This is a genomic window from Amycolatopsis sp. NPDC043887 (assembly GCF_056435665.1).
In genome coordinates, this window is record NZ_JBWKEB010000003.1 from 277,577 (window position 1) to 303,283 (window position 25,707).

A 25,707-nucleotide genomic window follows, 5' to 3' on the forward strand; every position below is an offset into this window, starting at 1 on the left:
CAGTGGATCTCGAGACCGAGTTCGGAGATCCGTATCTGCCCGGAAACCCGCTCGGACACAATGCCATCATCGAAGCGGACGAACGAGGCGAGGTCTTCGAAGCCGGCGAGGAACTCCTCGATTGCTTGTCCCTCAATGCCGAGTTCGTGCCACCGCGGCTGGGTGGCAGGCTGGGCACCGCGGACGAATTCATCAGACGTTTGCGACCGGTGTTCCGGCGCGACGCCGCCCTGGGCATCGGCTACGGGGTGCCGACACTGCTGGCGTCTCTCAACGTGTGGCTCGCGACGGACAACGCCCAGCAGCAGAATGCCCTTGCCGAGAGGATCTTGGGCGGGAGCAAGGTCTGCCTGGCCCATGGGTCACCGGGAACGTACCCGGACCCGGCCGCACTCGAGCTCACGGCTCGTGAGCGAGGCGACCGGTACGTCCTCGACGGACACGCCGGTCTCGTCTTCAATTCCGACCGTGCCGACAGCGCTGTCGTCATCGCGCGAACCGCCTACACCCAGAATCAGCGCTCGAGGTCGCTCCTGCTCGTCGACTTGACGGCGCTGCCCGACGAGAGCCGACGGAGATCACCCAGGGTCCGCACCCTCGGGCTGCGAGATTGTCATCTCGGTGGACTGGAGTTCAGCATGTGCCCCGTCCCGCGGGACAGCCTCATCGGCTGGTCGGGCATCGGCGCCAGTCTCTCGCGTCGCTCTTCCGAGATCGGCGGCTGTCTGACCACGGGACTGTCTCTCGGCATGCTCGACGCCAGTCTTTTCACCGTGTTGCGTTTCGCGCTTCACCGCCGGCTCTACGGCCGGGCCGTCAGCGACATGCCCCATGCCAAAGCGACCATCGCCGGCGCGTTCGCCGATTTACTGGTCGCCGATTGCCTCGTCACTACGGCGGCCCGGGCCCTGCATCTACTACCGGGCCATTCCCGGGCCTACGCGGCGGCTACTCGGTATCTGGTCCCGCTGTTGATCGAAAACGCGATGAACGAGTTGTCAGTGGTCCTCGGCGCGAGGTATTACCTTCGCGAGGGGGAACATGCGATCTTCGGCAAACATTTCCGTGATCTTCCATCCCTGAGCTTGGTCTACCCGGACCACACGCCCGATGAGATCACCATCGCGGCGCACCTGCCCGCCTTTGCCCACGCGCAGCGCCATCCCTCGAGTTCGGCCGAATCGATGTCCATCTTCACCCCGGACACGACGCTGCCCCCGCTCGAGCACAACCCGCATCCGACGCGCGCGCAGGGCGATCCCCTGCTCGCCTGCCTTGAGCCCTGGCTGGGCGAGTTGCGCGGTGAGACGAGGACGACCACGGACCTCTCGACCATCGCCACCCTCCTGCTCACCGAGTTGGACCACCTCGCGACCCACGTCAGCCGAGCCCACGTTTGGCAGCTGGACCCGGCGAACAATACGGACGGCGGAACGCTGTCGGAACGCTATGCGATCTTGCTGGCAGCGACCGCATGCCTGGGCATCTGGCGGCACAACAGAGATCGGCGTGTACTGGCCGGCTCGGCTTGGATCCGGGTCGCTCTGCGACGGCTGCTCGGCCGGCTCATGCCCGGAACCCCACCCGGCGCGAGTGAACTGGACGACGAGCTGTTCACCGAGCTGCTCACCCGCGCGGCCGAAGAGACCAGCTTCTGCCTCGACGAAGACCCCGTCCGCCGAACGCTGCCTCGTTGAGCGGCGAACCGCCCTCCCCCACGACAAGGACAAGATCATGCCCGCAAACGAAATAGCCAGGTGGCTCATCCAGAAAGTCGCGAGCTATCTCGCGATGGAGCCGGACCGTATCGACATAGCCCGTCCGCTCGCCGAGTACGGACTCACTTCGGTGTACGCGCTCACCTTGTGCGGAGAAATCGAAGACCACTTCGGCGTACCGGTCGAACCGACGCTGGCGTGGGACTACCCGACCGTGACCGCGATGTCCGAGTACCTGCGCACCCAGTTGGCGGCGCCGCGATGACATGGGGAGCAGGACCGATCAGTCCCGTGGCCGTGGTCGGCATCGATTGCCGATTTCCTGGAGCGCCTGACAAGAACGCATTCTGGGATATGCTGCTCAAAGGTGATCATGGAATCACCAGGATTCCCTCCGACCGATGGGACGCTGAGGCGTTCTATTCAGCCGAAGGTAAACCGGGAACCATGAACACCACGATGGCAGGCTTTCTCAGCAACCCGGCGTCCTTCGATCACGAGTTCTTCGGTATCTCACCGCATGACGCGCGCGAAATGGACCCTCAGCAGCGCCTCCTGCTCCAGACGAGCTGGCGTGCGATCGAGGACGCCGCCATCGACCCGGCGTCGTTGGCAGGCAGCCGGACGAGTGTCCACGTCGGAATCATGTCCAGTGAATGGGCCATGCTGCACATGGCGGACTACGCGGAGATAACCCCGCAACGGGGCACGGGCAACGGCTACCACATGGCGGCGAACCGTATTTCCTACCACCTCGATCTCAAGGGGCCGAGCGTGGCGGTGGACACGGCCTGCTCGTCGTCCCTCGTGGCCGTACACCTCGCTATCGCCGCGTTGTCCGCCGGCGACTGCGACCTCGCGATCGCGGCCGGCGTCAACATCATCCTGACTCCCGCGCTTTCGATCTTCTACACGCAGGCGGGTCTGTCCGCGGCTGACGGGGAGTGCAAGCCGTTCAGCGCTCACGCCGATGGGATCGGCCGGGGCGAGGGGGTAGGCGTGGTCGTGCTGCGGCGGCTGAGTGACGCGATCGCCCACAAGCAGCCCATCTACGCGGTCATCGAAGGGTCCGCGGTCAGTCACGACGGCCGAAGCAATGGCGTGACGGCACCGAACCGATGGTCACAGCAACAGGTCATCGGTAACGCGTACGCCCGCGCCGGAGTAAGGCCCGGCGAAGTCAGTTTCGTCGAGGCACACGGAACAGGCACCACGCTCGGCGACATGATCGAAGTCCAGGCTCTCGGCGCTGTGCACGCGGGTGAACGGGAACAACCTTGCGCGCTCGGTTCCGTGAAGGGGAACATAGGACATACGGAAGGAGCGGCCGGCGTCGCGGGGTTGATCAAGACTTGCCTCGCCTTGGATCGTCGAATACTGCCGCCAAGCAGGCACAGCGACGACGAGAACGCCGATCTGCGCTTGGACCAGCACGGCCTGTGGCTGGCCCGGCTGCCGATGCGGTTGCCCGCCGAGGGCACGGTTCGCGGCGCGGTGAGCAGTTTCGGCTTGGGCGGTACCAATTCTCATCTGGTATTGGCGACTCCCCCGGTCGCGGACCGCCGGCCGGAACGAGGTGGTGCGGGTGTGCTGACCGTCTCGGCCGGCACTCTCAAGGCGCTGCGGCGCAACATCGCCGCCCTCGCCGAGGTGATCGATCGCGAGCCGTCGGAACGTCTGCCTCAGATCTGCCACAGCACCAACCTCGTGAAGACCTCCCTCAAGCACAGGTGGGCCTTGCCCGCCTGGAATCGTGAGAAACTCAAAGCCGACCTGCGCTCGCAGATCGGCGATCCTCGAATGCCGGTCGGCAGCGGGTATGCCACTCCGAAGGTGATCTTCCTGTTCACCGGCCCCGGCGCCCAGTACCCCCGGATGACCCGCGCACTGTACGACAACCTTCCCGCTTACCGCGATCGGTTCGACGAGGTCGACTCGGCCATGCGTCCGTATTTCGGCCGGTCGATAGCCTCCGTGGTCATTGACGACATGTGCCCCGACGGCGCCTCCATTCACAACCCCGCGCTGGCCCAGCCCGCATTGTTCGCGGTCGGGTATGCGCTGGGCGCCACCCTCCGGGACCTCGGCGTGTGGCCGGAGGCGATGCTCGGGTATGGCATCGGCGAGTACGCCGCCGCAAGCCTCGCGGGGGTGCTGTCGCTATCCGCCGCCTGCGAGATCGTCGTGGCGCTCGCCGCATCGGTCCAGAAATTGACCGACTACGGCGCCATGGTCGCCATCGAGGCGACGGCCGCTCAAGTGCAACCGCACGTCGATGCCGAGCCGCATGTCGCGATCGCCGCGTTCAACGGCCCTCGCGACTTGATCATCGGAGGTGACGCCGACGCCATCACCCGGCTCAGCGGCACGCTCAGTGAAGCCGGCATCGTCACGAAGCCGGTGCTCGGCGCGCCTGCCTTGCATTCGCCACTGATGGGGCCGATGGTGACCGAGTTCAGCAGGACCGCCGACGGTATCACCGCTCATCGTCCGGCCGTCCCGATCGCGTCGACCGTGCACGGCCGTCTCGTCACAGACGATGAACTGGGCTCCGCCTACTGGGTCGAGCAGGTCACCGCCCCGGTCCGGTTCGATGCCGCACTCGGCGCGGTACGTGCACTTACGCCGACCCACCTGATCGAGATCGGTCCCACGTCGGTCGCCTCCGACCTCATCCGGCGCGCCGATCCCGGCCATGAGATGGCCATCCTCACGCCGTGCCCCGGCGAGGCGGCCACCGGCCACGAGGTCGCTCAGGTACTGGCCTCGTTGTATCGCGATGGGCACACCCCGCGCTGGCAGCGGCTGTACACCAAACAACAGCAGGTGCCTTGGCGGCTGCCGCCATACCTTTTCGACGATCAATCCGTTCCTTTACCCGTCACGACCACCCGGCGCGCGAACATCGAAGGTGGCACGACGGCCCCTGCCCCTGCCCCTGCCCCCGCCCCCGCCCCCGCCCCCGAATCGATCGTCGAGCGAACGCTCGCGGCGCTGGCGGAGGTCGGTGGGTACGCGACGGCCGACCTGGCGATGGACGCCCGGCTGCTCGACGACCTCGGGTATGACTCGCTCACCCTGATCCGGTTGAGCGACCGGCTCACGACGATCCTTCCCCTCGACGGGTCGATGGATCTTTCCGAACTCCCCCAGCTCGAAACCGTGAGGGACGTTGTCTCGTACATCTCCTCGCGGCACAACGCTTCCTAGAGAGGAACGACCATTGCCCGCGGCACACATCGTGTCCACCGGAACGGCCTTGCCCGGCGACGCGATCGACAACGAGGTCATGGCCAAGAAGCTCGGCATCAGCGCCGAGTGGATCGAAATGTTCATCGGAACCAGGAAGCGGCACTTCGCGATCGACCTGGAAACCGGCAAGCCTACGCACACGCTGGCGGATCTCGGTGCGCAAGCCGGTGCTCAGGCGCTCGCCAGAGCGGGTCTTGAACCCGAAGAACTGGACTTCGTCATTCTGGCCACGGCCACTCCCGACACACTGATGCCCGCGACCGTGAACCTGATCGCCAGCCGGCTCTGCGTCAATCACGTCTCCACGTACCAGCTCCAGTCCGGCTGTGCCGGTGCCGTGCAAGCGTTGGACCTCGCTCGACGACTACTCGATGACCAGCACCGTCTCGGACTGGTCATCGGTGGCGACGTCAGCGTGAAGCACTTCGTCGCCGACCGGGAAATGCAGGGCCTGCCCACTGCCGAACTCGTCAACTACCTCCTGTTCGGCGACGGTGCGGGCGCCGTCGTGGTCACGGCGGATGCCGTGCCGGGGGCGATCGTGCTGCGCCAGGTGCTCAACCGGTTCACCGGGCTCGGCCGCGCACCCGGGCAAGTCGTGCGCTGGTTCGGTGCGGGAGATCTGGCCCGTTCGCAGTCCGAGCCAGACCCGCCGTTCGAAGAGGACTACAAGGCGATCGAGGAGCAAGTACCACTGCTGGCCAAGGAAGCTCTCGACGAGATCCTGTCCTCGACGGACTGGGATCGGGAGTCGACGTCTTATCTGCTGCCTCCGCAATTGTCAGGACGCATGACCAGCAGGATCACCTCCGATCTCGCCCTTGGTCACGCGACGGAGATCAGTTGCGTCGCGGAAACCGGCAACACCGGTAACGCCACACCGTTCTTCCAGCTCGATCTGCTCTACGACCGAATCCGGCCTGGCGAACGTGCGGTCGCGATCGCGATCGAGTCCAGCAAATGGATCAAAGGCGCATTCACCGTGGAGGGAAAGTGACGACGGCCACCACGACCCAGTTGCTCGGCAGGTGCCCGGCACCCGGCGACGTCCGCCTCAGCCACCTGCACGCCACCGGAGAACTCATCGACAGCTACACCGCGGTGCCCGAGCTGCTGGCGGGTTTGGACGAAGCCGCCCTCCTTCGCGCCGGAACCGTGCTGTCCCAAGTGCACCCCGATGCCCTGATCCGACGTCATCCCGACCTTCCCGAGGCGACCGTGGCGATCACCGGAAGCTCCACCATCCGGCCGCTGGTGTCGCCGTTGAGCGCACAGCTGGCCCGGCATGGTTTCATTCCGCGCATACAGGTCGGCGGTTACGGCCAGTACGCGATCGAACTCCGGGAAACGCACAACGAGCTGTTCGCGACCGAACCGGATGTCACGGTGTGTCTGCTGGACGCCGACGCGGTGTTCCGGCGGATCCGGACTCCCTGGACACCGACGGATGTCCGGTACACGCTGCGGCAGCTGAGCACGTCGCTCGAGGAGATCACCGACGCGTATCAAACCAGGCACACCGGCACGTTGGTCTTCAACACGGTTCCGCTGCCTTGGTACTGGGCCGCTCAGCTCATCGACCACCGTTCGCGTGCGCTGCTCGGTGCCGCGTGGCGAGAATTCAACGCGCATCTGCTCAGGTTCTCCACGAACCGGCCGGGGGTGCTGGTCGTGGACACCGAACCGCTGCTCGGCGAGTCCGGCGTCCTCGCCGACCCCCGGGCGAGCAGCTACGCCAACGTCCACTTCTCGGACGAGTTCTTTTCCGCCTATGCCAGGGAAACCGGCCATGTGGTGCGATCGCTCACCGGGCGCACCGGAAAGTGCCTAGTTGTGGATCTCGATGGCACGTTGTGGGGTGGAAGCCTCGCCGACGACGGCCCGAACGGTATCGAAGTCAGCGAGGGTTTCCGGGGTGAAGCCTTCCGCTCCTTCCAGGCGGCCGTGAAACAGCTCAGCTCCCAGGGTGTGCTGGTCGCCGTGTGCAGCAAGAACGACGAGGAAAAGGTCCTCGAGGTGTTCAAGCAGAACCCAGACCTGGTGCTACGTGCGGACGACATCGTGGCGATGGCCATCAACTGGGGTTCCAAACCCGGCAACCTGACCGAGATCGCCGACAAGCTGGGCATTGACGTGAGCAGCCTCGTCTTCGTCGACGATTCGGCGGCCGAACGTGGCATGGTTCGCAGTGCCTTGCCCGGTGTCCCGGTGATCGAGGTCGACGCCGACGAGCCCGCGCTGCATGTTCGCCGCCTTCTCGCCGACCGCTGGTTCGTCACCGACGAGATCACCCAGGCCGACCGAACCCGCGTTCAGCGCTATCTGACCGAGCGGAAACGCGTGCAGCTCCGCGAACAGGTCGAATCGAAAGCCGAGTACCTGGCCGGCCTTGGGACCACGGTAGAACTGTTTCATGCCGGCCACGGCAACGCCGGGCGGGTCGCACAGCTGACCCAGCGCACCAACAGGTTCAATCTCACGGCGGACCGCCTGGACACCGCGGCCGTGCTCGACCTGATCGCGGGCCAGGACACCGAGGTGATCGCGGTCCGCTGCACCGACCGCTTCGGCGAATACGGGACGGTCGGCGCGGTCTTCACGCGCCGACGAGGTCCGGAGCTTCGAATCGACAACTTTGTCCTGTCCTGCCGCGTCCTGGCCCGGGACGTCGAGACCGCCTGCCTGCGGGCGATCCTCCGCCAAGCGGCACAGGCAGGGGTCACAAAGGTCACCGCCGCGTTCCGTCTGACCGGGATGAACGACGCGGTCAAGGACTTCTATCCGTTGAACGGGTTCATCGCCGATCCCGACTGCGAAGACGCCGACACCGGGTTCGTGCACGACCTGAGCACGGTGCCGCCGAACCCATCTCACATCGAGCTCATCGTGCGGCTGAACGAACTTCTCGGCGATCGGGCGGCCAAATGAGTATCGACGAATTCCTGGAGATCGTGGGCAGGGAATGCGGTCTGTACCTCACCAAGGACGATCTGCGGACCGATTTCGACCAGTTGCCGCGGTGGGATTCGTTCCACTTGCTGAAACTGCTGTCCGCGTTCGAAGCCGCGACCGGCCGGCTCCTGTCCGCCACCAGCTTTCTCGAAGCACGCAGCCTGGCCGACCTCCACGCACAGGTGGGAGCGACCAAATGACGACGATCCGGTGCCTGCCCGCCGCGCGACGGCATACCTGGCACTTCCTCCGATTCGTCCGGGCGGCCAGCCCCGTATACCTCGACACCGAAGTGGACGCCACGAAGCTGCTGGCGCACAAACATGCGGCGAACCGCAAGTACTCCGTGGTGAGCTACGTGATGCACGGCGTCAGCCGCGCAGTGGCCGAGTACCCCGCGGCGAACGCCGCCTGCGCGGGCGGTCTCCGTCCTCGCATCGTGTACCGCGGCTCCGTCGATGTGAAGCTGGCCCTCGACAAGGGAATCGGCAACCAGCGAGCGGCGCTTTCGGTTGTGATTCCCGACAGCAACCTCATGAGCATCGACGCGATCCAGGACACTGTGGACCGCCTGCGGGACACGCCCAGCGACGAGATCCCCGAACTTCGCGGCGCTCGTGCCTTGCAGCGGCTTCCGTTGCCCGTGGGACGGGTCGCCTTCGGCTGGGCCAATCGGCCGCGAAGCCGCCATCGGCGAATGGGGACCGTCGCGGTCACGTCCTTGGGCCACCGGCCGGTGGCCCGGTTCTTCTCCTCGGGTGGTACCACACTGACCTTCGGACTGGGCAAGATCACAGACCGCCCGGCGGTGCGTGATGGAGGAATGTGCGTCATGCCGATCCTCCCGGTCTCGCTCACCTTCGACCACCGCACCATCGACGGTGCCACGGCGGCCGACGTCCTCGGCAGTCTCAAGAACCGGCTCGAAACACTCACGAGCCGGAACGCCGGCGGGCCGATTCCCTGATGCCATACCTCGCCGAACTGAGCGATCTCGTCCGGTTGCACGCACGAGTGCAAGGGCTTCCCGGCGCAGTGTGCAGGGAAATACTCGAACGCATCGACCACACCGACGGTGACGGGCCGGGATCCTGGTGCTGGGAATGGGCGCTCGCCGCCGACCGGATGGCCGAAACAGGACGTCACCTCGAGTCCTGCAAGCTGAACAACCTGGCGCGTTTTCCCTATCCGTCGAACCCGGCGCAGGAGCGCGCCGCACACCGGTGCGTGGCCGAGTTCGATCAATGGCGATCGAGCCGGGGAGGGATCGATCGGCTCGAACTGGAACTGTCCGGGCACCGCGTGCCGGTGTGGGCCACCGGCCTCGACCCCGATGCGCCCCGCCCGCTGCTGCTGCTCATCGGCGGGATCGTGAGTGTCAAGGAGCAATGGGCTCCCTCACTTCCGACGGCGAGGAAGCTCGGCATGGCCGCCGTCGCCGCGGAAATGCCCGGCGTGGGGGAAAACCCGTTGACCTACGATCATGACAGCTGGCAGATGCTTTCCGGCCTGCTCGACAGGATCAACGAGATCGCCCCGGTGCGCGAGGTATACGCGGTCGCCATGAGCTTCAGCGGGCACCTCGCGTTGCGCTGCGCCGCACACGATCCGCGGCTGAGCGGTCTGGTGACCGTCGGCCCGCCGGTGTCGGCCTTCTTCCAGGACCGCACCTGGTGGGCAGGGGTGCCCGAAACCACGAAGCGAACGCTTGCCCATCTCCTCGGGGTCCCGGAAGGCGACGTCCCGGAACGTCTCGGCACCTTTGCCCTGCGGCCCGACGAGCTCACCCGGGTAACGGCTCCGGTCCATTCCGTCGTGAGCCTCCGCGACGAAATCATCCCCTCCGCGGACACTCGCTTCCTCGAGCGGCACCTCGCGAAGTTCAAGTCGATTCGGTTCGACGACGTCCATGGCTCACCCGGTCACGTGCTGCGGACCAGGCTGTGGATCGCCCACTCCCTCCTTCGCTTTCGTACGGCCCGTCATACGGCCTCGTTATTCAAGGGGTTCAATGGATAAGTTGTCCGTGGATGTCTGTGTGGTCGGCGGCGGACCGGCAGGGATGGCCCTCGGCCTGGAGCTTGCTCGCCGCGGGTGCGACGTCGCCGTCGTGGAGCAGACCAGTCATTTCAACCGATCGTTCCGAGGCGAAACGGTATCCCCCGACGCCGTATCATTGCTGGCCCGACTCGGGATCCTGGAGAACATCACGGCCGCCGGCGCGTTGGTGAATCGGAAGATGAAGCTCGCCGAACACGGGCGAACGCTTCTGGAAGTCGATTTCGACGACTTTCCGCATCACCATCGACACCCGCTGGATGTACCGCAGCCGACCTTGCTGGCCATCATGGAGCATGAGGCCCGCCTCCACGCCAGCTTCACCTTGCTGCGGAATACCTCGGCCATCGGCCTCGTGGAATCCGATGGAGCCGTCGTGGGTATCCGCAGCCGAGGTCCGGCCGGCGAGCAAGAGATCCACGCACGAATGACTGTCGGCGCCGACGGTCGATACAGCAACATACTCGAAATGTCAGGCCTCACGTACCGCCGGGAGCCGCTCGAGCGCGATGTCGTGTGGCTGAAGCTTCCCGCCCCGGCGGACTGGACGAGGGACACGTACCACATCCGGATCGCCGGTGGTCGGCACGGCTTGTTCATCCCGACCTATCCAGACCTCATGCGAGTCGGCTTCAACATCCCCAAGGGCGGACTCCGGAACCTTCGACGAGCCGGTCTGACGAGTTTGCACACCCGCTTGGACGAGCTCGCACCCGAACTCGCCGACTTGGTCCGAGACAACATCCGGAACTGGTCGGATACCTCGGTTCTGGACATCTTCACGAGCGTCGTGCCCCGGTGGTCCCGACCGGGGCTGCTGCTCATCGGTGACGCCGCGCATACCCTCTCGCCGATCTTGGGCCAAGGGGTCAGCCATGCCTTGTTCGATGCCATGACACTCGCACCGCTCCTGTCCGAAGCACTGCCCAAGGGCCGGGACGAACTCACGCTGGCGGCCAGGGAGTTCCAGCGGATCCGAGAACCGAGTCTACGGCGATCCCGTTCGCTGCAGCTTCGCCAGGAAAAACTGTTCACCTTTTCCGACCCGGTAAGGGTACTTCTGCGGTCCACGTTCTACCGGTCATTGAATCGGACCCCTTGGCTGAAGAAGAGGCTGTTGAACAACGTCTTCTTCCAACTACAGAAGCAGTGATCGAGGAGACAACAAAGCATCAGCCCAATAATCGCGCCAGTCACTTTCAATACGCATGTCTCGCCAAAGCGGCTTTCGCGACATTATCCCGACACCTTTCCTTGCCCGTCAAGAGAGGCTCTGCCGAACTTCCTGGATTCACCCATTCGGCCTCGCGCCATCCGCCAGGAGGGAGCCAGTCACCTGGCATCTTCCGGCCTACCACAAACCCTGGAAAGAATCGCTGCGTCCTGAACGAAAAAGAAAGGTAGGCACCAGCGTGCGTCGAATCTTCTCGGTTCTGCTCATCACCGCGGCCGCGATCGCCATCCCCTTCGTGGCTCCTGCGACCGTCGCCGCGGCACCGCGGCCGGATTCCGTTACCGCGAGCGGCGTGGACCTTGGGGTACGGCTGGGCGGGCTGGTCGGGACGGTCCACCTCGACCGCGGATGCGTCTCCGAAGAGCTGACCGGGGAGCTCTTGCGCCTCGATCAGTATCTGACCCTCGGTTGCTGATCCGCGACAGGCGTTGACCCCATGGTGCCGCCCGGTTGCCGGTTCGGGCGCCGGGCGGCACCTTCTTCGAAAGGCTCTCATGAACGGCAGCACTACCGGTTTTGTGGAACGGCCCGACGGAAGGCTCGCCTGCACGGTGACCGGGGAAGGGCCACTCGTGGTGTGCTCCCCCAGCCTCGGCGATCTCAGGAGTACCTACACCTATCTCGCCGACGACCTGGCGTCCGCCGGATTCAAGGTGATCTCGGTCGACTTGCGTGGGCACGGTGATTCGAGCGTCGGCTGGCAGTCCTACTCGGCCGATGACGTCGCCGATGACCTGCTCGCCGTCGCCCGCGCGCATGATGCGGATACCGTGACACTACTCGGAAACGGCTTCAGCGGGGGCGCCGCCGTCATCGCCGCCGGCAAGGCGCCCGAGCTGGTCGCCGGGGTGATTCTCAGCGGCGCCGTCGTCCGTGACGTGCAGCTCGGCGCGGCCGAGAGGGCGATGATGCGGCTGGCGAACTTGCCCCGGCTGGGACAGACCTTGTGGATGTCCTACTGGCCCAAACTTTTCGGCTTCGAGAAACCGGCCAACTTCGAGCAGCGCCGGCAGGAGCTGGCGGAGAACATGGCCGAGCCTGGCCGGTTCGCGGCAGCCAGGGAAATGCTCAGGAGCAGCCGGGCCTCTGCGGAGCAGGCACTCAGCCAGGTCAGCTGCCCCACGCTCGTTCTGATGGGTGACCATGATCCGGACTTCCGGGATCCCGCCGCCGAGGCGCAGAACACCGCGACCCGCCTCGGCGGTCCGGCGACCGTCGTGATGGTCCAGGGGGCCGGGCACTATCCACACACCGAAGACATGGAAACCGTCGCTCCGGTGGTGATCGACTTTCTCCGCACTGTGGCGCCGGCCAGGTCCTGAACCTCACCACGGAGGGGTTCAGCGATCCGTTGGCGCTTGAGAGGTGGATCGCTGGGTGCCGTCGTCCGCAACCGGGTTGGGAACCAGACCACGGAAGGCAACCTGAAGGCCGGCCTGAAATCGGGTGCGGGCACCCAGTGATTCGATCAAGGAGACCAGTCGGCGCTGGAACGTGCGGTAGGACAACCCGAGTTGCCGCGCGATGGCCTGGTCGGGAAGGCCGGCCGTCAGCAAACCGATGAGACGGAGATCTTCGGCGCTGATCGAGTCCGCGGAGATGTCCCCCCGCTCCGCTGCCGACAGCGGAGCCGCCGATCGCCATAGCACCTCGAATAACGCACCGAGTGCGTCCAGCAGAGCCGAGGGATGAACGATGACGACACTCTCGACCATTGTCGGATCCGACTGAAGTGGCAGCATGGCACGGCGGTTATCCGACAAGATCAGTTTGACCGGCGCCTCGGGAAGCACCCTCGCCTGCTCTCCTCGCGCGATCGCAGGTTCGACCTCGGTCTGCAAACTACGTGTCGCCAGTCCGGCCGTGTCATAGAGCGCACGGAACACGACGCCCCGTTCCAGCATCAGTGCCTCGACCGGAGCGAGAACCTTGGGCGCCACCACGTATGGATGCTTGTCGATGAAGCGAATCTCATTGCTGGTACCGCGGAGAAACTGTTCGACCCGCTGAGCGACCGCGTCCGCACCGGTGACGACCTCGACCAGTTCGGAGGGCTCCCAGCCGGCAGCGGTGCGGAGATTGCGAGCCGAGAGTTGCTCGGCATAGATCCGCGCACGCTTGATCCGCTCCTGTTGCTCGAGGAGCAGCACTTCAAGCGTGGCATCGGGAGCCGGTGTCATGAACGCCGGCGGTCTGTTCTCCGTGCGGGCGACAAGACCGAGGGCTTCCAGCCTGTCCAACAGCCGCCGAAGCTGCTCCCCGCCGAGCCCGGTCTGATCACGGATATCCTCGAAAGTGACCGGCGGGCTGTCGACGAGGAACTCATATACGGTCTGTGCGGCAGCGTCCAAGCCTACGATCTCAAGCATGAGTCGATCCTCTCGCTTACCCCAGCTCGATCCGACGACAAAACTGGCGGGAAGTCGAAACTGGCCAGAATACGCCACCGGTCGAGATTGACGGTTCGCGTGTTCATCCAGAATCATAGGACCTACGGCAACGCAGGGAGTGGTGACGGAATCGCCACTTGGGAGTGTGGAATAGTCGCTGGCGTACAGCGACTGAGGAGGGATGCCGGGTGGAACATGTGGAGCAGCACTGTTCCACTCGGCACTTCCTCAGAGAAACACTGGTTTCGTCAGTAGCAGGCCGAAGAGCACCCCTGAGTTGTTTCCCCCCAGGGAAGCCGCCTGCCGAGCGCATCCTCGGTCATCTCTTCGAGCGCCCGCTGAACGGGAGCACGCAGGATTTCGGGTTCCGGCTGCACGATCTCCTTTCCCTCCAAATAGAACTCGTGTGGCATCGTCCGCATCGTGGCGGCGTACAGCACGTTGTCGGCCGCTTCCGAAACCACGCCTCCCGGAAGCACCACCAACTTTCGCCGCAACTTGGTCTCGGTGACGCCAGGGTCAAGGCAAACTGCCGTGCATCGACTTCCCGCGAAAGCCGACGCCAGCGATGCGGTGTGCACCGCCAAGGCGAACTTCGACTGCGCATAGGCGAGCAAGGGATGATAGCGCCGGCCGTCTACGCATCCCAGGCCTATCGTCCTCGCCTGCCGATGTATGTCACAGACTACGTTGACAACACGGCAACAACGGGCCGCCCGCAGCAGATCGTAGAGTTCGGCCACCAAGAGCACAGGAGAAAGATAGTTCACCTGGAAGATCGACTCGTTACCATCCTCGGTCAGCGCACGTGGGTGCTGACCCGCGGTCGCGGCGTTGTTGACGAGAATGTCGATGTGGTCGAATGTGGACCGGATCGAGGCGGCCATACGCCGTACGTCAGCGAAGGAGCGCAGGTCAGCCAAGACCGGGACGATACTCGTGCCGGGATGCGCCGGAGCCAGCTCCGCGGCGAGTGCGCTCAGCAGAGAAGCCGACTTACCGTGTACCAGCAGTGTGTCGACGATCCCGGCGAGGCGATGCGACACCGCTTCCCCGATACCGTCCGTCGCCCCGGTGACAAGAGCCAATAGCCGCTGCCCGGTCGATGTGATGTCTCTCCGCTCCGACCGGCCACGAGTAGCTGAATTGTTTTCCGCTGATCCCATGTATCACAACCTTTTGTCCACCGGCGCGACCCTCGCCATCGTGCGCAGAACCGGCATTCTCCAGCCGATCGATCTCACTCGCCAGGTAGCTATCAAGGCACACCGCGCCCCCGGCCGGCCAAAGCCCGGAATAGCCGGACCGCCCGCAATGGGGACAAACCGCAAGAAGGTGTTGCATCACAGAGTGACGAGCCCAAGCTTCGATCATCCCCCAATCTCGCCCAACTGGCCGTCAGCGCGTGACCGACGCTTAACGTGATGCAATACTGGCGCGACCCCAAATTTCACACAACACCCGATCGTGTGGTTCGATTACATCCTCTGAGTAGGATGTGAATTGCCAACGTCTCAGTGACCACTACCTGGGCGCGTCGCACCGTCACTCGAATGGCACAACAGGATGTTTCGCCCCACCCCGGCTTGAACTACGTTCAAGAAGATTCACAGCCGAAGCGCTCGCGAATACGATCCAGGTTCTAGCACTCGTAGCAGTTGTTGATACGCCGGCGAATTCGATAGAGCGCCGAGTACGTTCCCTGCGGGGTGGTACGCAGCACTTTCGCGATCTCCGCAGGGGGCAAGCCATCCGTGACCATCGACACCAACTTCCGGTCGCGCGGCGAAAAGTTGTCAAGTCGGCGCCTGAGCCAGTGCGCCTCGGCCCTGTCGCATACGGACTCGGAAGGATCCTGTGAACTCGCTGGGAACAACCGTCGGTCCCTGGCCATTCGCACAGCGACCGCGGTGCGGCGATTTTCGTCGATGCACAATCTGATCACGACCGTGACGAGAAACTGCTGCAGGCGCTCCATATCGAGGCTGGAATAGCAGGCTCCGCGAACGAGCGCCTCATGCACGATGTCTTCCGGATCGCCGGACGGGGAACATCTGCTCGCCGCTACCCGTATCAAAAACCCGCGCAATTTGGCGGACTCCCGCCAGTAGGTGCTGGGCGAGACGGTCATGACGTCCCCCCAACCGCCGCAACACTCCTCAGGTCAAGGTGATCCCAGACCTGCATCAACGATCGCTCCCGTACAGAGAATTTCAGCCAACGTATTTGTTCCACGAGCGTCCGCATACAAGACAGGAACGCTTCATGAAGGAACGCTAACGTTACCTGAACGAAAAGGCCAGGGCCTTAGGACCCTCGTTCCACGCGCCCGTTCGACTGTACGGTGCAAGCGTCGGGGGCCATCCGAGTTAATCGCGTGAGATCCGGCGACGCACCGCGAAACATAGTGGAGGCGAGGCACTGGAGACAGCATGCCCTTGCGCGAGTGTCATCCGATCGTCAAGCGTGAACACGTGGACGGGAAGAAGGCGAAGATTCGAAGTGATCTACAAACACGCTCTTTGGCCTTTGCTGGCCATGATCCTTATCGCACACACCGGGACCGCCGGTGCCACGACCGTGGCCGAACCACCGCCTCAACGGTCGAAGCATTTCGTACAAATGGAACTGAAGGTATCCGACGAGCCGACCGGGTCGGTCGCGCGCACTCGTTACCTGTACTGCGACCCGACCGGCGGCAACCATCCCTACGGAACCGGCGCCTGCCATGATATCGATGTCGCCCGTGGTGAGCTTGACAAGCTACCCGGTAAGCCCGGCAAGCCCTGTAGCGGACTTTACGCTCCGGTAAAGGTCACCGCGATGGGCGAGTGGCGAGGTACGCCGGTGTATTTCAGCCACACCTACCGGAACCAGTGCGTTCTCCGCATCAGCACTGGGCCGGTGTTCCAGTTCTAGATGTTCGCCGGGTCTCAGCACACCGGTCACCGCGCGAGGAGGATCACGTCTCCATCGCGCGGCGACCGGATACAGTGGTGCTATGGAGCGGGGTGTTCCGTAAGCGCGTACGCCCGTTCGAGAGTTTGACTCATCCGATTCCCGGCTGTGTCCCAAGCTTCAGCACGAAGCGAGACGAACCCCGATGTCTCACCGAGCCTCGGATGCGTGATCCGTACCGAATAGCGGCCGTCAGCAGAACGAACCACCTCCGCTCGGTCCCATTTGGCGCCGTCATTCGTCGAGTACCAGAGCCGAAACTCGCTGATGCGGCCCGCTCCCTCTGCACCGTGATGGTGTCCAGCCGTGACGTCGAAGACATGGAGCTTGCCGGCCGGCGCCTGGTTGAGCAGATCAAGCCCGAGCTGGTAACCAATGGTGATGAGCGGTTGGTAGCTACATTTCCGCCAGTCGTCGAGGCAGCCATACCCGGGCGGGATTGCCTCCGGGGGAGCCGACCTGAACGTCGATGCCGTACTGATCCGCGGTGTCAGGCGGTGCACCGCCTTGTTCGGCCAGCCGAACACCGGACGGTCCGGCACGGTTTCCTCCGAATCGAGCCGGAAGATCCCCGTTCGTCTGTCGAGCGGGAAGAGGGGGATGGGCAGATCCGGGCGCCGCATGGCAGGAATTTCTTCACCACCCTGGCGCAAGGTGACCTTACTGATGTACTCCCCGGACTGCCAGGGCTCGCTGTAGTGCCCCGGCGTGGAATCCATCCACTGGGCGGCAGGCAAGAACTCTCCGTTATCGCCGCGGCACAGCGAGCACAGTACGGGGAAGGCGCCTGGGTTGTGGTCTGCCGCGCCACCACGAATCGGTGACTGGAACCATCTTTCCTCTGGGGCGCGTCCGGCATTCGCGAAGATGTTTTCCGCGATCATGGTGAAGGTTGTCGAAAAGTCCGGCACGCCGTCCTTACCCGGTGCCATCTGAGTGACGTACCGCTTCCAGAACACCGTGTCGTCGGCGGGCCCGACGTACTCCGTCCATTTGCCCTGCCCCTGGAACTGGGTCCCGCTGAGCGCGATGCTGGACGGGCCGTCCGTGGGCAAGGCGAACCACCTCTTCCGGTACACCAGATCGGCGCGGTCGCCGTGATAGCGGGTGTCGATGGCCAACATCCGCCGACGATCGACCTTGTTGACATGCTGCGCGGGCACGCCGTTCCGATCACGGAAGTAGACGTTGTACATGTATTCCGGCTGGTTCCGGCTGCTCAGCAGAAGGACGGCATCACCGCCGCGGATCAACTGCTCAAGCCGGTCGCTTTCCGGCCGGTCCAGTGACAGCAGAACCTTGCCACCGGTCAGCATGCCCAGGACCTTGGCGGGTTCGAAGCCGGACGTTGCCATCGAAGCCGGCACCGCCACCTGCCGCTCGCCGACGAACTCGCCGGCGACCGCGGCGGGATCGTACTCGGGACGCAGGATCTGCTCGCCGGCCCGCGTTCGGACTCGCAGGCTGACCAGTGCCTGGCCTAGCGTCAGATAGTCCTGTGACCCCACTGTTCCGTGCCCGGCCGGGGTGGCCGGTGTGACGAACATCTTCCATCCGGTTCCGGACGTGAGAACACCACTCGCGAAAGCGACCGGCGCGCCGGGGATGGTGCGATGTACCGAGGTGAACCGCTCTCGAGTGTCGGTGAGTTCCTGGGTCTGGATCTGCATCGGCACTGTGGCGCGCGCGTCCAGGGCGACGGTGCTGGGCTTGTGAACAGGGACGCCGGCCGCGACAAGCAGGCTGGCACGCCGCGTCTGCCCCCTTCGCTCGGCGATCGTGGCCGTCACCGAATAGTGCCCATGCGGCACTGAGATGGTGCCGGTGCCTCCCTTCACCGTCACCGAGTAGACCGGCGGAAGGAACGGATCGTTGTTCTTCCAATTGCTCCAGTCGTAGTCGTCACGAACGACGGTCAGTGATTGCGCCCCAGGCGCTTTGCCCTGGGAGTCGATCATCTTCACGGTCAAGGGGACCTTTTCGGGCTCCTTGTAGAAGCTGATCGGTGTCCTGACGTCAGCCTTGCCATCAGCGGCCTTCGCCCTGACCACACCGCCATACGCACCTGATCCCCCGCCGACGGTGGGATCGATCGTCACCGTGGCCGTGGCCTTGCCGCCGCTGGGCACGACGAGGGTGTCGGAATCGAGCGTGGCCATGCCGGCAGGCACCGGCTCGCCTTTCCACGTCGTTACGGAAGCTTCGAGCGAAACCGTGACGGCGCGGTCGGAGAGGTTGGTGTAGGTCACCGGACGCTTCGCTTTCGCGCTACCCGCCGAACCGGGTAGGCGTCCGAAGGAGATCGCCGACGGTGCGAGCACCGTGCTCGCCATTGTCTTGGGAATGTCGGCTCGGCCTGCGCCTTGCTCATACCAGGCGACACCGACGTCCTTACCCGTCGAGGTGAGCATCGCCTTCAGCTCGCTCGACCGCCATTGCGGGTGCTTCTGGGCGAGAATGGCCGCCGCTCCGGCAACATGCGGTGTGGCCATGGACGTACCGGAGAGCCGCGTGTAACGCTCACCCACCGGTTCCCCGATGTCGGTTCCGCCGGCGCGGGCAGCCGCGATGTCCACGCCCGGCGCGACGATTTCGGGTTTCACCATCGCGTCGGTCAGCCGCGGCCCCTTGCTGGAGAATTGGGCCGGCCTGTCCGCCTTGTCCACAGCGCCCACCGCGAGCGCCGTACTCGCCGCCGCCGGAGTCTCCACCATGGCGATCCCGCCCGAGTTGCCCGCGGCGGCCACGAAGAGCGCACCGGTCGCCGCGGTCAGCTTGTCAGCCATCTCGCTGAGCGGGTCACCGCCGGCCGAAGGGCCCGCGCCGAGACTCAGATTGATCACTCGTGCTCCGGAGTGAGCCGCCCACTCCATACCGGCCATGAGCTGTGATTCCTCGCCATAGCCCGCGCTGTCGAGAACCTTGGCGTTGAGCAGCTTCACCCCCGAGGCCACGCCGCGATACTTGCCCGCCGATGCCGCGCCCGATCCGGCGATGATCGAGGCTACATGCGTGCCGTGGCCGTACCCGTCATTCGTGTCCGGGTCCGTGGTGAAGTTCCGCGAACCCGCGATCCTGCCCGCCAGATCAGGGTGCGCGGCGTCGATACCGGTGTCCAGCACCGCAACGGTGACGCCGCTGCCGTCGAGTCCTGCCCGCCAAGCCTGGGGAGCACCGATCTGCGCCGCGCTCTCGTCCAAGTTCACCCTGACCCTGCGGTCGAGGCGAATCTTCACGTCACCACTGAACGCCTCTGGGTTACCACCTTGGCCGACCAACGCCCGCCAGAACGCTCCCGCCTCGGCGCGGCGGACCTTCACGGCCGCCGCGTTGATGGTGGGCAGGGTCAGCGTCCGGTCGCTCGCGGGAAAGGCATCCGCCTGGTGGGCGACGACCTCGGCAGGTGTGTCATTCCCGTAGCTCACTATCACCGGCAGCTTCCCGGTCTTGGCATCGGTCAAACCCTGACGGACGAGTTCCTTGACGTCGAACAGCTCCGGGTCGATCGCACCGGATACCAGGTAAGGCTCCACATCCGAGGGGATCACAGAGAAGCCGTCCGAATCGGTCCTGGTCTGAAAGATGGGTGGCTCCCCGGGCCGAGGAGCCGGCTCGATCGACACTCCTGCTTGGCCGCCTGCACGTTCGAAGTAGGTGACGACGTCACCGGTCAGCAAGGTCACGCGATGCGACTGCTCGCCGCCACTCGCGAGCCTGTCCGCACGAGTGGCGACGGACTGCTCTGCCGACGCTCCACCTACGACGATCATGGTGAGGAGGAGGCTGAGCACTATCAGGAACAGACACGGGCGGCTGCGTAGAACACCACCAGCCAGCGGATTCAAATGGGCCTGCATAACACCCTCGTTTCCAAGAAAACACAGAGAACATGGATCGGGCGTCGACTGCAGGCTGCATCGCCTTCATCCGCCCGGCACGTCCGCTCTCCTTTGTCATCCGTAGGTCGACTGCGTCAACGCATGATGACCTGGTTCTCTGGCCCCTGGTTACAGGAATCGTCGGCGGAATCTCGACAATGACCACTACTCGCCGTCACACACCGAGATGGTACGGGTGCACTCAGCGAGGCCACGGGCCTGCTTCCGTGACCCGCCGACGACGTCAGCCGCCCTCACTCCGCCAGTTGGGGCACGCGGGTGTCCTCCTGGGGCAGGGGGTGTCCGTCGTTCAGTACCTCGCAGTACGTGCGGCGACAAGGGCGCTTACAACGGCCTCCCTGCCGCGTTCGTCGGCGCGAATTGTGCTATTCACCTCGATATGCACGAAAGCCGTGCGTTTGGCAGCCGCCATCTTTCCCTGCACATTGGTGTCACCCTCGAGGCCGCGGCACGATTCAGTCCAGGCATGACACAGCGCGAATCCGGCCGCCGTCAGCCGATCGGCCACGCCCAACGCCATGTCATCGACCTCGGCCGCCCCGGTGGAGAGCACGATATCCTTGCCGGGTTGGCTCGAGTCGTGAAATCCGTGGAGCTGAATTTGACCGTACCCGCGTTCGGCCAATTCCGTGGCGATGGCGTGAAACATGGAATTCTCCCGATGCGCGACATCTGCTTGTGTACCGGCGCGCCGGTGAGCTCCCGCCATCAGCAGCACCGCACCGGGGACCATTCTGAAGTAGGACAATCCCATCTGTTCGGTGCGCAGGTCCGAGTTGGGATGCGGTACCTCGACAACGATCGACGGAGGTGCTGAACGATCGATCAGGTAGACGCCCCAGGCACGCTCGGATTCAGGTTCGTTCATCACGAGCGTGTAACCTCGGCCGGTCGCCGAGTCGACACCGTCATGAACGGAAAATCCCAGCTCGTCAAGCCGGGATCCGGTCGCCTCCCCGCGGTCGAGGAGCGCGGTGAACCCATCGGCCCCAGCACGGCGTTCAGCCACATTCGGTGACCGATACGGCCGTTCTGCATCAAGTCCGGCGACGAAGGACGAGATATGCGGGGCCAGATCGAGGCCCCTGGACGATTCCTGAGGCCCGCGTCCGAGCTTGAAGATCACCACCAGGACAATCGCCAGTGTGACAGCTACGCTGACCACGGCGATGGTTCGAGATCTGCTGCGCATTCGAGAAGTGTATTACCGGCGGTCGTTCAGCAGAAGGTCCAGTGCTTCCCATCAAGAATAATGCATACCTGGCTTGGATGCAGGAAACGGTGATACTGCCTGGAGCTGCGATTCCAATGGCCAGGCACCAAGACGGATCCGGCTAGCGCATTCAGATTCTTGATCATTTTCCCCTACGAGGCCCCGCCGGCTGATGGCACCGACGAGGAACCGGTCACCCCGGAGAGGCTGAAACCCTTGCAGACACGTGGTCACGGCCACCTGATCCCTGCGCCGGCCGTTCGCTGAAGGTGAATTTCCCTCGAATCCAAGCCACATGCGGCGCGATGAAGCCGCATTCTTGCGCAAGACCCGCCCTGATCACGGCGAGGACTCGTCCATCGACGTCGAAGCGGCCAGCAGACATCCTTGACCTCCGGCTCTCGCGCGCGGATCCACTCCGGTCCCGCGGCGGACGTCCCAGGTTCGGAGTGGACTCGATGGTAATTCCCCCGCCTTCGACCCCGCGGGGACCAGCCTTGGCACCGCGGTCCATCAACCATGTGATGCCGCGAGTCCCCACCGGCGGGAACTCGCGGACCGCGGCTAATCCTTCCGGCAGTGGTCGACGAAGGTGACCGTGGTGACCCTGTCCTTCACAACCTTGACCACGGCGGTAGCTCTCTTCACATTGATGCGCTCGAAAGGTCCCTGCACCCTGATGTTGACGACCTCGCAGTTCTTGGGCATGTCCCGTTCCCTCACCTGATAACTGCCAACAGCAAGCTTTGGCTCCGAGCGGCACTCCCAGCCGCGCAACAGCCACTCCGCGATCTTTCCTTCGCCAGGTTGACGGATGATGAATCTGAACTTCCCCTTCACGTCTTCGAAACCGCGAACCTGTTTGCACACCCTGATTTCCCCCAGGTCCTTGCGATCAGCCGCCGCCTCTGGCGCCACCAGCGCCGACCCGCCCGACATGAGCGCGAAACCAGCCGTGAGCGCGACGGTCGAACGGCCGCGAACTTGCCATTTCATCGACATTACTCCTCCCGTATCGGCCGATTTTTAATATGACCTCAGTAGCATTGCAGAATTCCATGAACAGCTAAAGATATCCGCATGGCGAATAGTCGTCACTGACCGATGTGAAATATTCCACAAGAAGGAACACTGTTCGCGATTAACCCGTGCGCCCATGACGACAGGCGAACCCGCCGACGGCGAACTCTACCCGGCCACCTCGTTTGGCCGAGCGACTGCGCCAAAATGCGCAAGGGAGAGGTCCGTGTGCGAGGTGTCGAGGTGACGCGGTCCGTGCGAACGCCTGTCGAACCAGACGCCCTGTCCCTTGTGTCCCCTGGTCGAAGACGCCGTCGGCGACTTCCCCCCGGTGACCGCCGCGCGCACGGTCACGTTCCTGCTGCGCACCGGTGCGATCGTCACCGGAGTCATGATCGTGGTGGTCGCTCGCCCGCGGCGCCGGGGTCGCCCCAATATCACGTGGCTTAAGTTGACCTTGGACGACGTTGACAGGTGGGGTGAAGGCTCCCTTCGCTGCGCCTGATGCGACGAAGGGCGCCTTCGGCCTGGTCGCGGGTCGGGTTGGTCGTGAGTGGCGTTTCGGGTTCTGTCGGCCAGGGCAACCGAGCGCGTGACCTGCGGCAATCCTCACCGCTTACGATCAAGACCCCCATCCAAGATCAACTTAAGCTACATGGCATTGGGATCGCCCCGTCCTTGATGAACCGGGCGGGGCATTCGGTGCTCGGCCTGGCGGCACCGCCGGCGCTCCTGGTCGCGACCGCGTGCTCGGTGTCCTGGCGTGCTCGGCCCGGCACGGACGTTGCGAGCGCCGACTGCCGTCATCACGATCACCGGGCCGACCGGCGCCGTGCCGCCGGGGCCCGCGATGTACCTGCCTGTCGCAGGTCTTCGCTCGAGTCCCGGCTCCTGGACGGCCGCGGGCGAAGCTGGACCTGTTCTCACGGTCCTGCTCATCACCTCCCGCTCAGGGTGGCGACCTGGTGGCGACATGGCCGACCGCGCCACCGCCGAGGCGGTGATCCGGAACCGGCCCCCCGCAGGGCACGATCGGCCCGCCGATCAACTCAAGGCTGTTCTCGCAGGTCAGAAAGCTTGCCCTTGGTGACTCCGCTTTCCGCGGAAAGCCGTCTACCCGAGAGCAGCACGCTGGGCACCGCCACAGCCACGATCTTCAGCACGCCGCACCTGGACCCCGAACACGAAGAAGCCCAGGCCGCGTGGCCTGGGCTCTCCTGAAGGAACTCTGTGCTCCCCCGCTTGGACTCGAACCAAGAACCCTCCGGTTAACAGCCGAATGCTCTGCCAGTTGAGCTACAGGGGATTGTGCTCCGTACCGGCCGGATCGCTCCGACCGATGAGAGAACTTTAGCCCATGCCCCCGGCAGCCGCGCACCCACCCCCCACTTCGGGGATCACCTCGTCAAGCCCGCGTTTTGAGGGACAATGACGGCTGGAGCAAGATTGAACGGAGGCGTGGACTCGGATGAAGATGTTCCTGCTGGGCGCGGCCGCGGGCTACGTGCTGGGCGCGAAGGCCGGCCGGGGGCGGTACGAGCAGATCGTGCGGACCTACCGCAAGATCGCTGACCACCCCATGGTGCAGGGCGCCGCCGGGGTCGCTCGCGCCAAGGTCGGTGAGCGGTTCGGGCGGCCTCAGCGCTGACCGTGCCCGAGACGAACCGAAGGGGCCCTTCGCCATTGGCGGAGGGCCCCTTTCACGGCACGACGGCGACCACGAAGACGCGCCGGAACTCGAACCAGGTGGTCCCGTCGGGACGCGGCGGGTAGACCTCGTCCAGCTTCCGGGCGATCTGAGCCCGGAAGTGGTCCCAGTCCTCCCCCGGCAGGGCCTCCTTGACCGGCCGAAGCGAGGTGCCGGTGATCCATTCGAGTACGGCGTTCTCCCCGGTCAGCTGCTGCAGATACGTCGTCTCCCAGGCGTCGACCGCGCATCCCTCGTCGGCCAGCAGGTTCCCGTAGCCGAGCGGGCTGTCGACGGCCTCGTTCTCCCGCAGGACGACGTCGGCGAGGCGCGGAGCCCACTCCTCGGTGCGTGCGAGGGCGCGGACCAGGGCATGCGACGGGGCATCGAAGTTGCCGGGGACCTGGAACGCGAGCGTCGCCCCGGACGGCAGGAGGCTCACCCAGCGGCGGAGCAGGTCGCGGTGCTCCGGGACCCACTGGAGCACGGCGTTCGAGATGACCACGTCGGTGTCCGGTCCGGGCACCCAGTCGTTGACGTCGAGCACTCGCGCGTCGACGCCGCGTGAACGGGCGGCTTCGACCATTTCCGGTGAGCTGTCGCTCGCCTCGATGATCGCGCCGGGCCAGCGTTCCGCCAGGCCGGCGGTCAGGTTGCCGGGTCCGCAGCCGAGGTCGGCGACCCGGCGGGGCTGGTCGGCGGGTATCCGCCCGACGAGGTCGTGGAACGGCCTGGCCCGCAGGTCGGCGTAGTCGAGGTACTTGACCGGATCCCACATGGCGCCTCCCAGCGATACAGTACGAGCGTACTGCTAGCCGCCGGGCTTCGCCAGCTTCCTGGCCGCTTCCTCGGCGATCGCCTTGACGACGTCGCCGTCGGTGCCCGGATCGGGGCGTACCTGAAGCACCGTGCCGTCCTGACCGGGGACCTTGCGCTCGACGAACCACGCTCCCCCGGTTCCGAGGTCCTTGCGGTGCCGTCCCCGGACCGAGCCGTCGACCCGCTGCCGCACCAGGATCGGGACCTTGCCGGGCTTGGGCAGCCGGAACCGGACCGGGGCCTTGTCGGCCAGCAGCACGGCGTTCCCCGCGGTCCCGGTCTCCTCGGACTCGGTCAGGGTCAGCACGCCGTCGGACCACGCGGCCTTGCCGACCAGATGCCAGCCGACCCGGCGCGGCCCCGGTATCCACAGGCCCAGCGCCGTGACCAGCAGGTATCCGCCGCCCTCGACCGCCGCGCCGCCGACGACGTGCTCGCCGTCGTCGAGCGAGCCGTCGAAATCCGCCGGGACACGGTCACCCAGCAGGTGACGCAGCCAGCCCATGC

The 25,707-nt window shown here is 64.9% G+C and carries 22 protein-coding genes and 1 tRNA gene; 14 read left to right on the forward strand and 9 right to left on the reverse strand.

Annotation, left to right across the window (positions count from 1 at the left end):
• Positions 1-2 precede the first annotated feature (2 nt).
• The 11 genes from AC069H_RS10700 (at position 3) to AC069H_RS10750 (ending at position 12,536) form a co-directional block, all read left to right on the forward strand.
• Complete coding sequence (locus AC069H_RS10700; protein WP_478232100.1) at positions 3-1,697, forward strand: acyl-CoA dehydrogenase; 1,695 nt, start codon at positions 3-5, stop codon at positions 1,695-1,697.
• Positions 1,698-1,734: 37 nt separating this feature from the next.
• Positions 1,735-1,983, forward strand: a complete 249-nt coding sequence (locus AC069H_RS10705) for an acyl carrier protein (RefSeq protein WP_478227759.1) — start codon at positions 1,735-1,737, stop codon at positions 1,981-1,983.
• Between the two features lie 26 nt (positions 1,984-2,009).
• Positions 2,010-4,928 carry a type I polyketide synthase gene (locus AC069H_RS10710; protein WP_478232101.1) on the forward strand — a complete coding sequence of 973 codons (2,919 nt, stop codon included), beginning with the start codon at positions 2,010-2,012 and terminating at the stop codon, positions 4,926-4,928.
• The gene (locus AC069H_RS10715) at positions 4,891-5,967 is read left to right on the forward strand and encodes a 3-oxoacyl-ACP synthase III family protein (RefSeq protein ID WP_478232102.1); all 1,077 of its coding nucleotides are present in this window, start codon (positions 4,891-4,893) and stop codon (positions 5,965-5,967) included. The genes AC069H_RS10710 and AC069H_RS10715 overlap by 38 nt, the downstream gene beginning before the upstream one ends.
• Positions 5,964-7,898, forward strand: coding sequence for an HAD-IIIC family phosphatase (locus AC069H_RS10720; RefSeq protein WP_478232103.1), 1,935 nt, complete (start codon positions 5,964-5,966; stop codon positions 7,896-7,898). The genes AC069H_RS10715 and AC069H_RS10720 overlap by 4 nt, the downstream gene beginning before the upstream one ends.
• Positions 7,895-8,122 carry a hypothetical protein gene (locus AC069H_RS10725; protein ID WP_340684131.1) on the forward strand — a complete coding sequence of 76 codons (228 nt, stop codon included), beginning with the start codon at positions 7,895-7,897 and terminating at the stop codon, positions 8,120-8,122. Before AC069H_RS10720 ends, AC069H_RS10725 begins: the two co-directional genes overlap by 4 nt.
• A complete protein-coding gene (locus AC069H_RS10730) occupies positions 8,119-8,889 on the forward strand; it encodes a 2-oxo acid dehydrogenase subunit E2 (protein ID WP_478227756.1) in 771 nt (256 codons plus the stop codon). The genes AC069H_RS10725 and AC069H_RS10730 overlap by 4 nt, the downstream gene beginning before the upstream one ends.
• Positions 8,889-9,941 (forward strand): alpha/beta fold hydrolase, encoded by a 1,053-nt coding sequence (locus tag AC069H_RS10735; protein WP_478227755.1) that lies wholly within the window; start codon positions 8,889-8,891, stop codon positions 9,939-9,941. Before AC069H_RS10730 ends, AC069H_RS10735 begins: the two co-directional genes overlap by 1 nt.
• Entirely contained in the window at positions 9,934-11,133 is a 1,200-nt protein-coding gene (locus AC069H_RS10740; protein WP_478227754.1) for an FAD-dependent oxidoreductase, read from the forward strand. The genes AC069H_RS10735 and AC069H_RS10740 overlap by 8 nt, the downstream gene beginning before the upstream one ends.
• Before the next feature lie 259 nt (positions 11,134-11,392).
• Positions 11,393-11,629 carry a hypothetical protein gene (locus AC069H_RS10745; RefSeq protein WP_478227753.1) on the forward strand — a complete coding sequence of 79 codons (237 nt, stop codon included), beginning with the start codon at positions 11,393-11,395 and terminating at the stop codon, positions 11,627-11,629.
• Positions 11,630-11,708: 79 nt separating this feature from the next.
• Entirely contained in the window at positions 11,709-12,536 is an 828-nt protein-coding gene (locus AC069H_RS10750) for an alpha/beta fold hydrolase (RefSeq protein ID WP_478232104.1), read from the forward strand.
• Positions 12,537-12,554: 18 nt separating this feature from the next.
• Here the strand turns inward: AC069H_RS10750 and AC069H_RS10755 are convergent, their stop codons facing one another.
• The 3 genes from AC069H_RS10755 to AC069H_RS10765 form a co-directional block, all read right to left on the reverse strand.
• Positions 12,555-13,583 (reverse strand): helix-turn-helix domain-containing protein, encoded by a 1,029-nt coding sequence (locus AC069H_RS10755; RefSeq protein ID WP_478232105.1) that lies wholly within the window; start codon positions 13,581-13,583, stop codon positions 12,555-12,557.
• A gap of 269 nt (positions 13,584-13,852) precedes the next feature.
• Positions 13,853-14,770 carry an SDR family NAD(P)-dependent oxidoreductase gene (locus tag AC069H_RS10760; RefSeq protein ID WP_478227750.1) on the reverse strand — a complete coding sequence of 306 codons (918 nt, stop codon included), beginning with the start codon at positions 14,768-14,770 and terminating at the stop codon, positions 13,853-13,855.
• A gap of 476 nt (positions 14,771-15,246) precedes the next feature.
• Positions 15,247-15,735 (reverse strand): sigma-70 family RNA polymerase sigma factor, encoded by a 489-nt coding sequence (locus AC069H_RS10765; RefSeq protein WP_478232106.1) that lies wholly within the window; start codon positions 15,733-15,735, stop codon positions 15,247-15,249.
• A 371-nt stretch (positions 15,736-16,106) separates the two neighbouring features.
• On the opposite strand from AC069H_RS10765, the gene AC069H_RS10770 reads away from it, so the two are divergent.
• Positions 16,107-16,523 (forward strand): SSI family serine proteinase inhibitor, encoded by a 417-nt coding sequence (locus tag AC069H_RS10770; protein WP_478232107.1) that lies wholly within the window; start codon positions 16,107-16,109, stop codon positions 16,521-16,523.
• Positions 16,524-16,603: 80 nt separating this feature from the next.
• Here the strand turns inward: AC069H_RS10770 and AC069H_RS10775 are convergent, their stop codons facing one another.
• The 3 genes from AC069H_RS10775 to AC069H_RS10785 form a co-directional block, all read right to left on the reverse strand.
• Positions 16,604-20,419 (reverse strand): S8 family peptidase, encoded by a 3,816-nt coding sequence (locus tag AC069H_RS10775; RefSeq protein ID WP_478232108.1) that lies wholly within the window; start codon positions 20,417-20,419, stop codon positions 16,604-16,606.
• Between the two features lie 331 nt (positions 20,420-20,750).
• A complete protein-coding gene (locus AC069H_RS10780) occupies positions 20,751-21,653 on the reverse strand; it encodes a hypothetical protein (RefSeq protein WP_478232109.1) in 903 nt (300 codons plus the stop codon).
• 585 nt (positions 21,654-22,238) lie between these two features.
• The gene (locus AC069H_RS10785; protein WP_478232110.1) at positions 22,239-22,670 is read right to left on the reverse strand and encodes a hypothetical protein; all 432 of its coding nucleotides are present in this window, start codon (positions 22,668-22,670) and stop codon (positions 22,239-22,241) included.
• Positions 22,671-23,780: 1,110 nt separating this feature from the next.
• Between AC069H_RS10785 and AC069H_RS10790 the strand changes: the two genes are divergently transcribed.
• Positions 23,781-23,915 (forward strand): hypothetical protein, encoded by a 135-nt coding sequence (locus AC069H_RS10790; RefSeq protein ID WP_478232111.1) that lies wholly within the window; start codon positions 23,781-23,783, stop codon positions 23,913-23,915.
• Between the two features lie 12 nt (positions 23,916-23,927).
• Here the strand turns inward: AC069H_RS10790 and AC069H_RS10795 are convergent.
• A tRNA-Asn gene (locus tag AC069H_RS10795) sits at positions 23,928-24,000 on the reverse strand.
• A 162-nt stretch (positions 24,001-24,162) separates the two neighbouring features.
• On the opposite strand from AC069H_RS10795, the gene AC069H_RS10800 reads away from it, so the two are divergent.
• The gene (locus AC069H_RS10800; RefSeq protein ID WP_007031230.1) at positions 24,163-24,342 is read left to right on the forward strand and encodes a hypothetical protein; all 180 of its coding nucleotides are present in this window, start codon (positions 24,163-24,165) and stop codon (positions 24,340-24,342) included.
• A gap of 52 nt (positions 24,343-24,394) precedes the next feature.
• On the opposite strand, the gene AC069H_RS10805 is transcribed toward AC069H_RS10800, so the two are convergent.
• Together AC069H_RS10805 and AC069H_RS10810 are read right to left on the reverse strand one after the other, a co-directional pair.
• Positions 24,395-25,159 (reverse strand): trans-aconitate 2-methyltransferase, encoded by a 765-nt coding sequence (locus AC069H_RS10805; RefSeq protein ID WP_478232112.1) that lies wholly within the window; start codon positions 25,157-25,159, stop codon positions 24,395-24,397.
• Positions 25,160-25,192: 33 nt separating this feature from the next.
• A complete protein-coding gene (locus AC069H_RS10810) occupies positions 25,193-25,705 on the reverse strand; it encodes a hypothetical protein (RefSeq protein WP_478232113.1) in 513 nt (170 codons plus the stop codon).
• Positions 25,706-25,707: the final 2 nt, after the last annotated feature.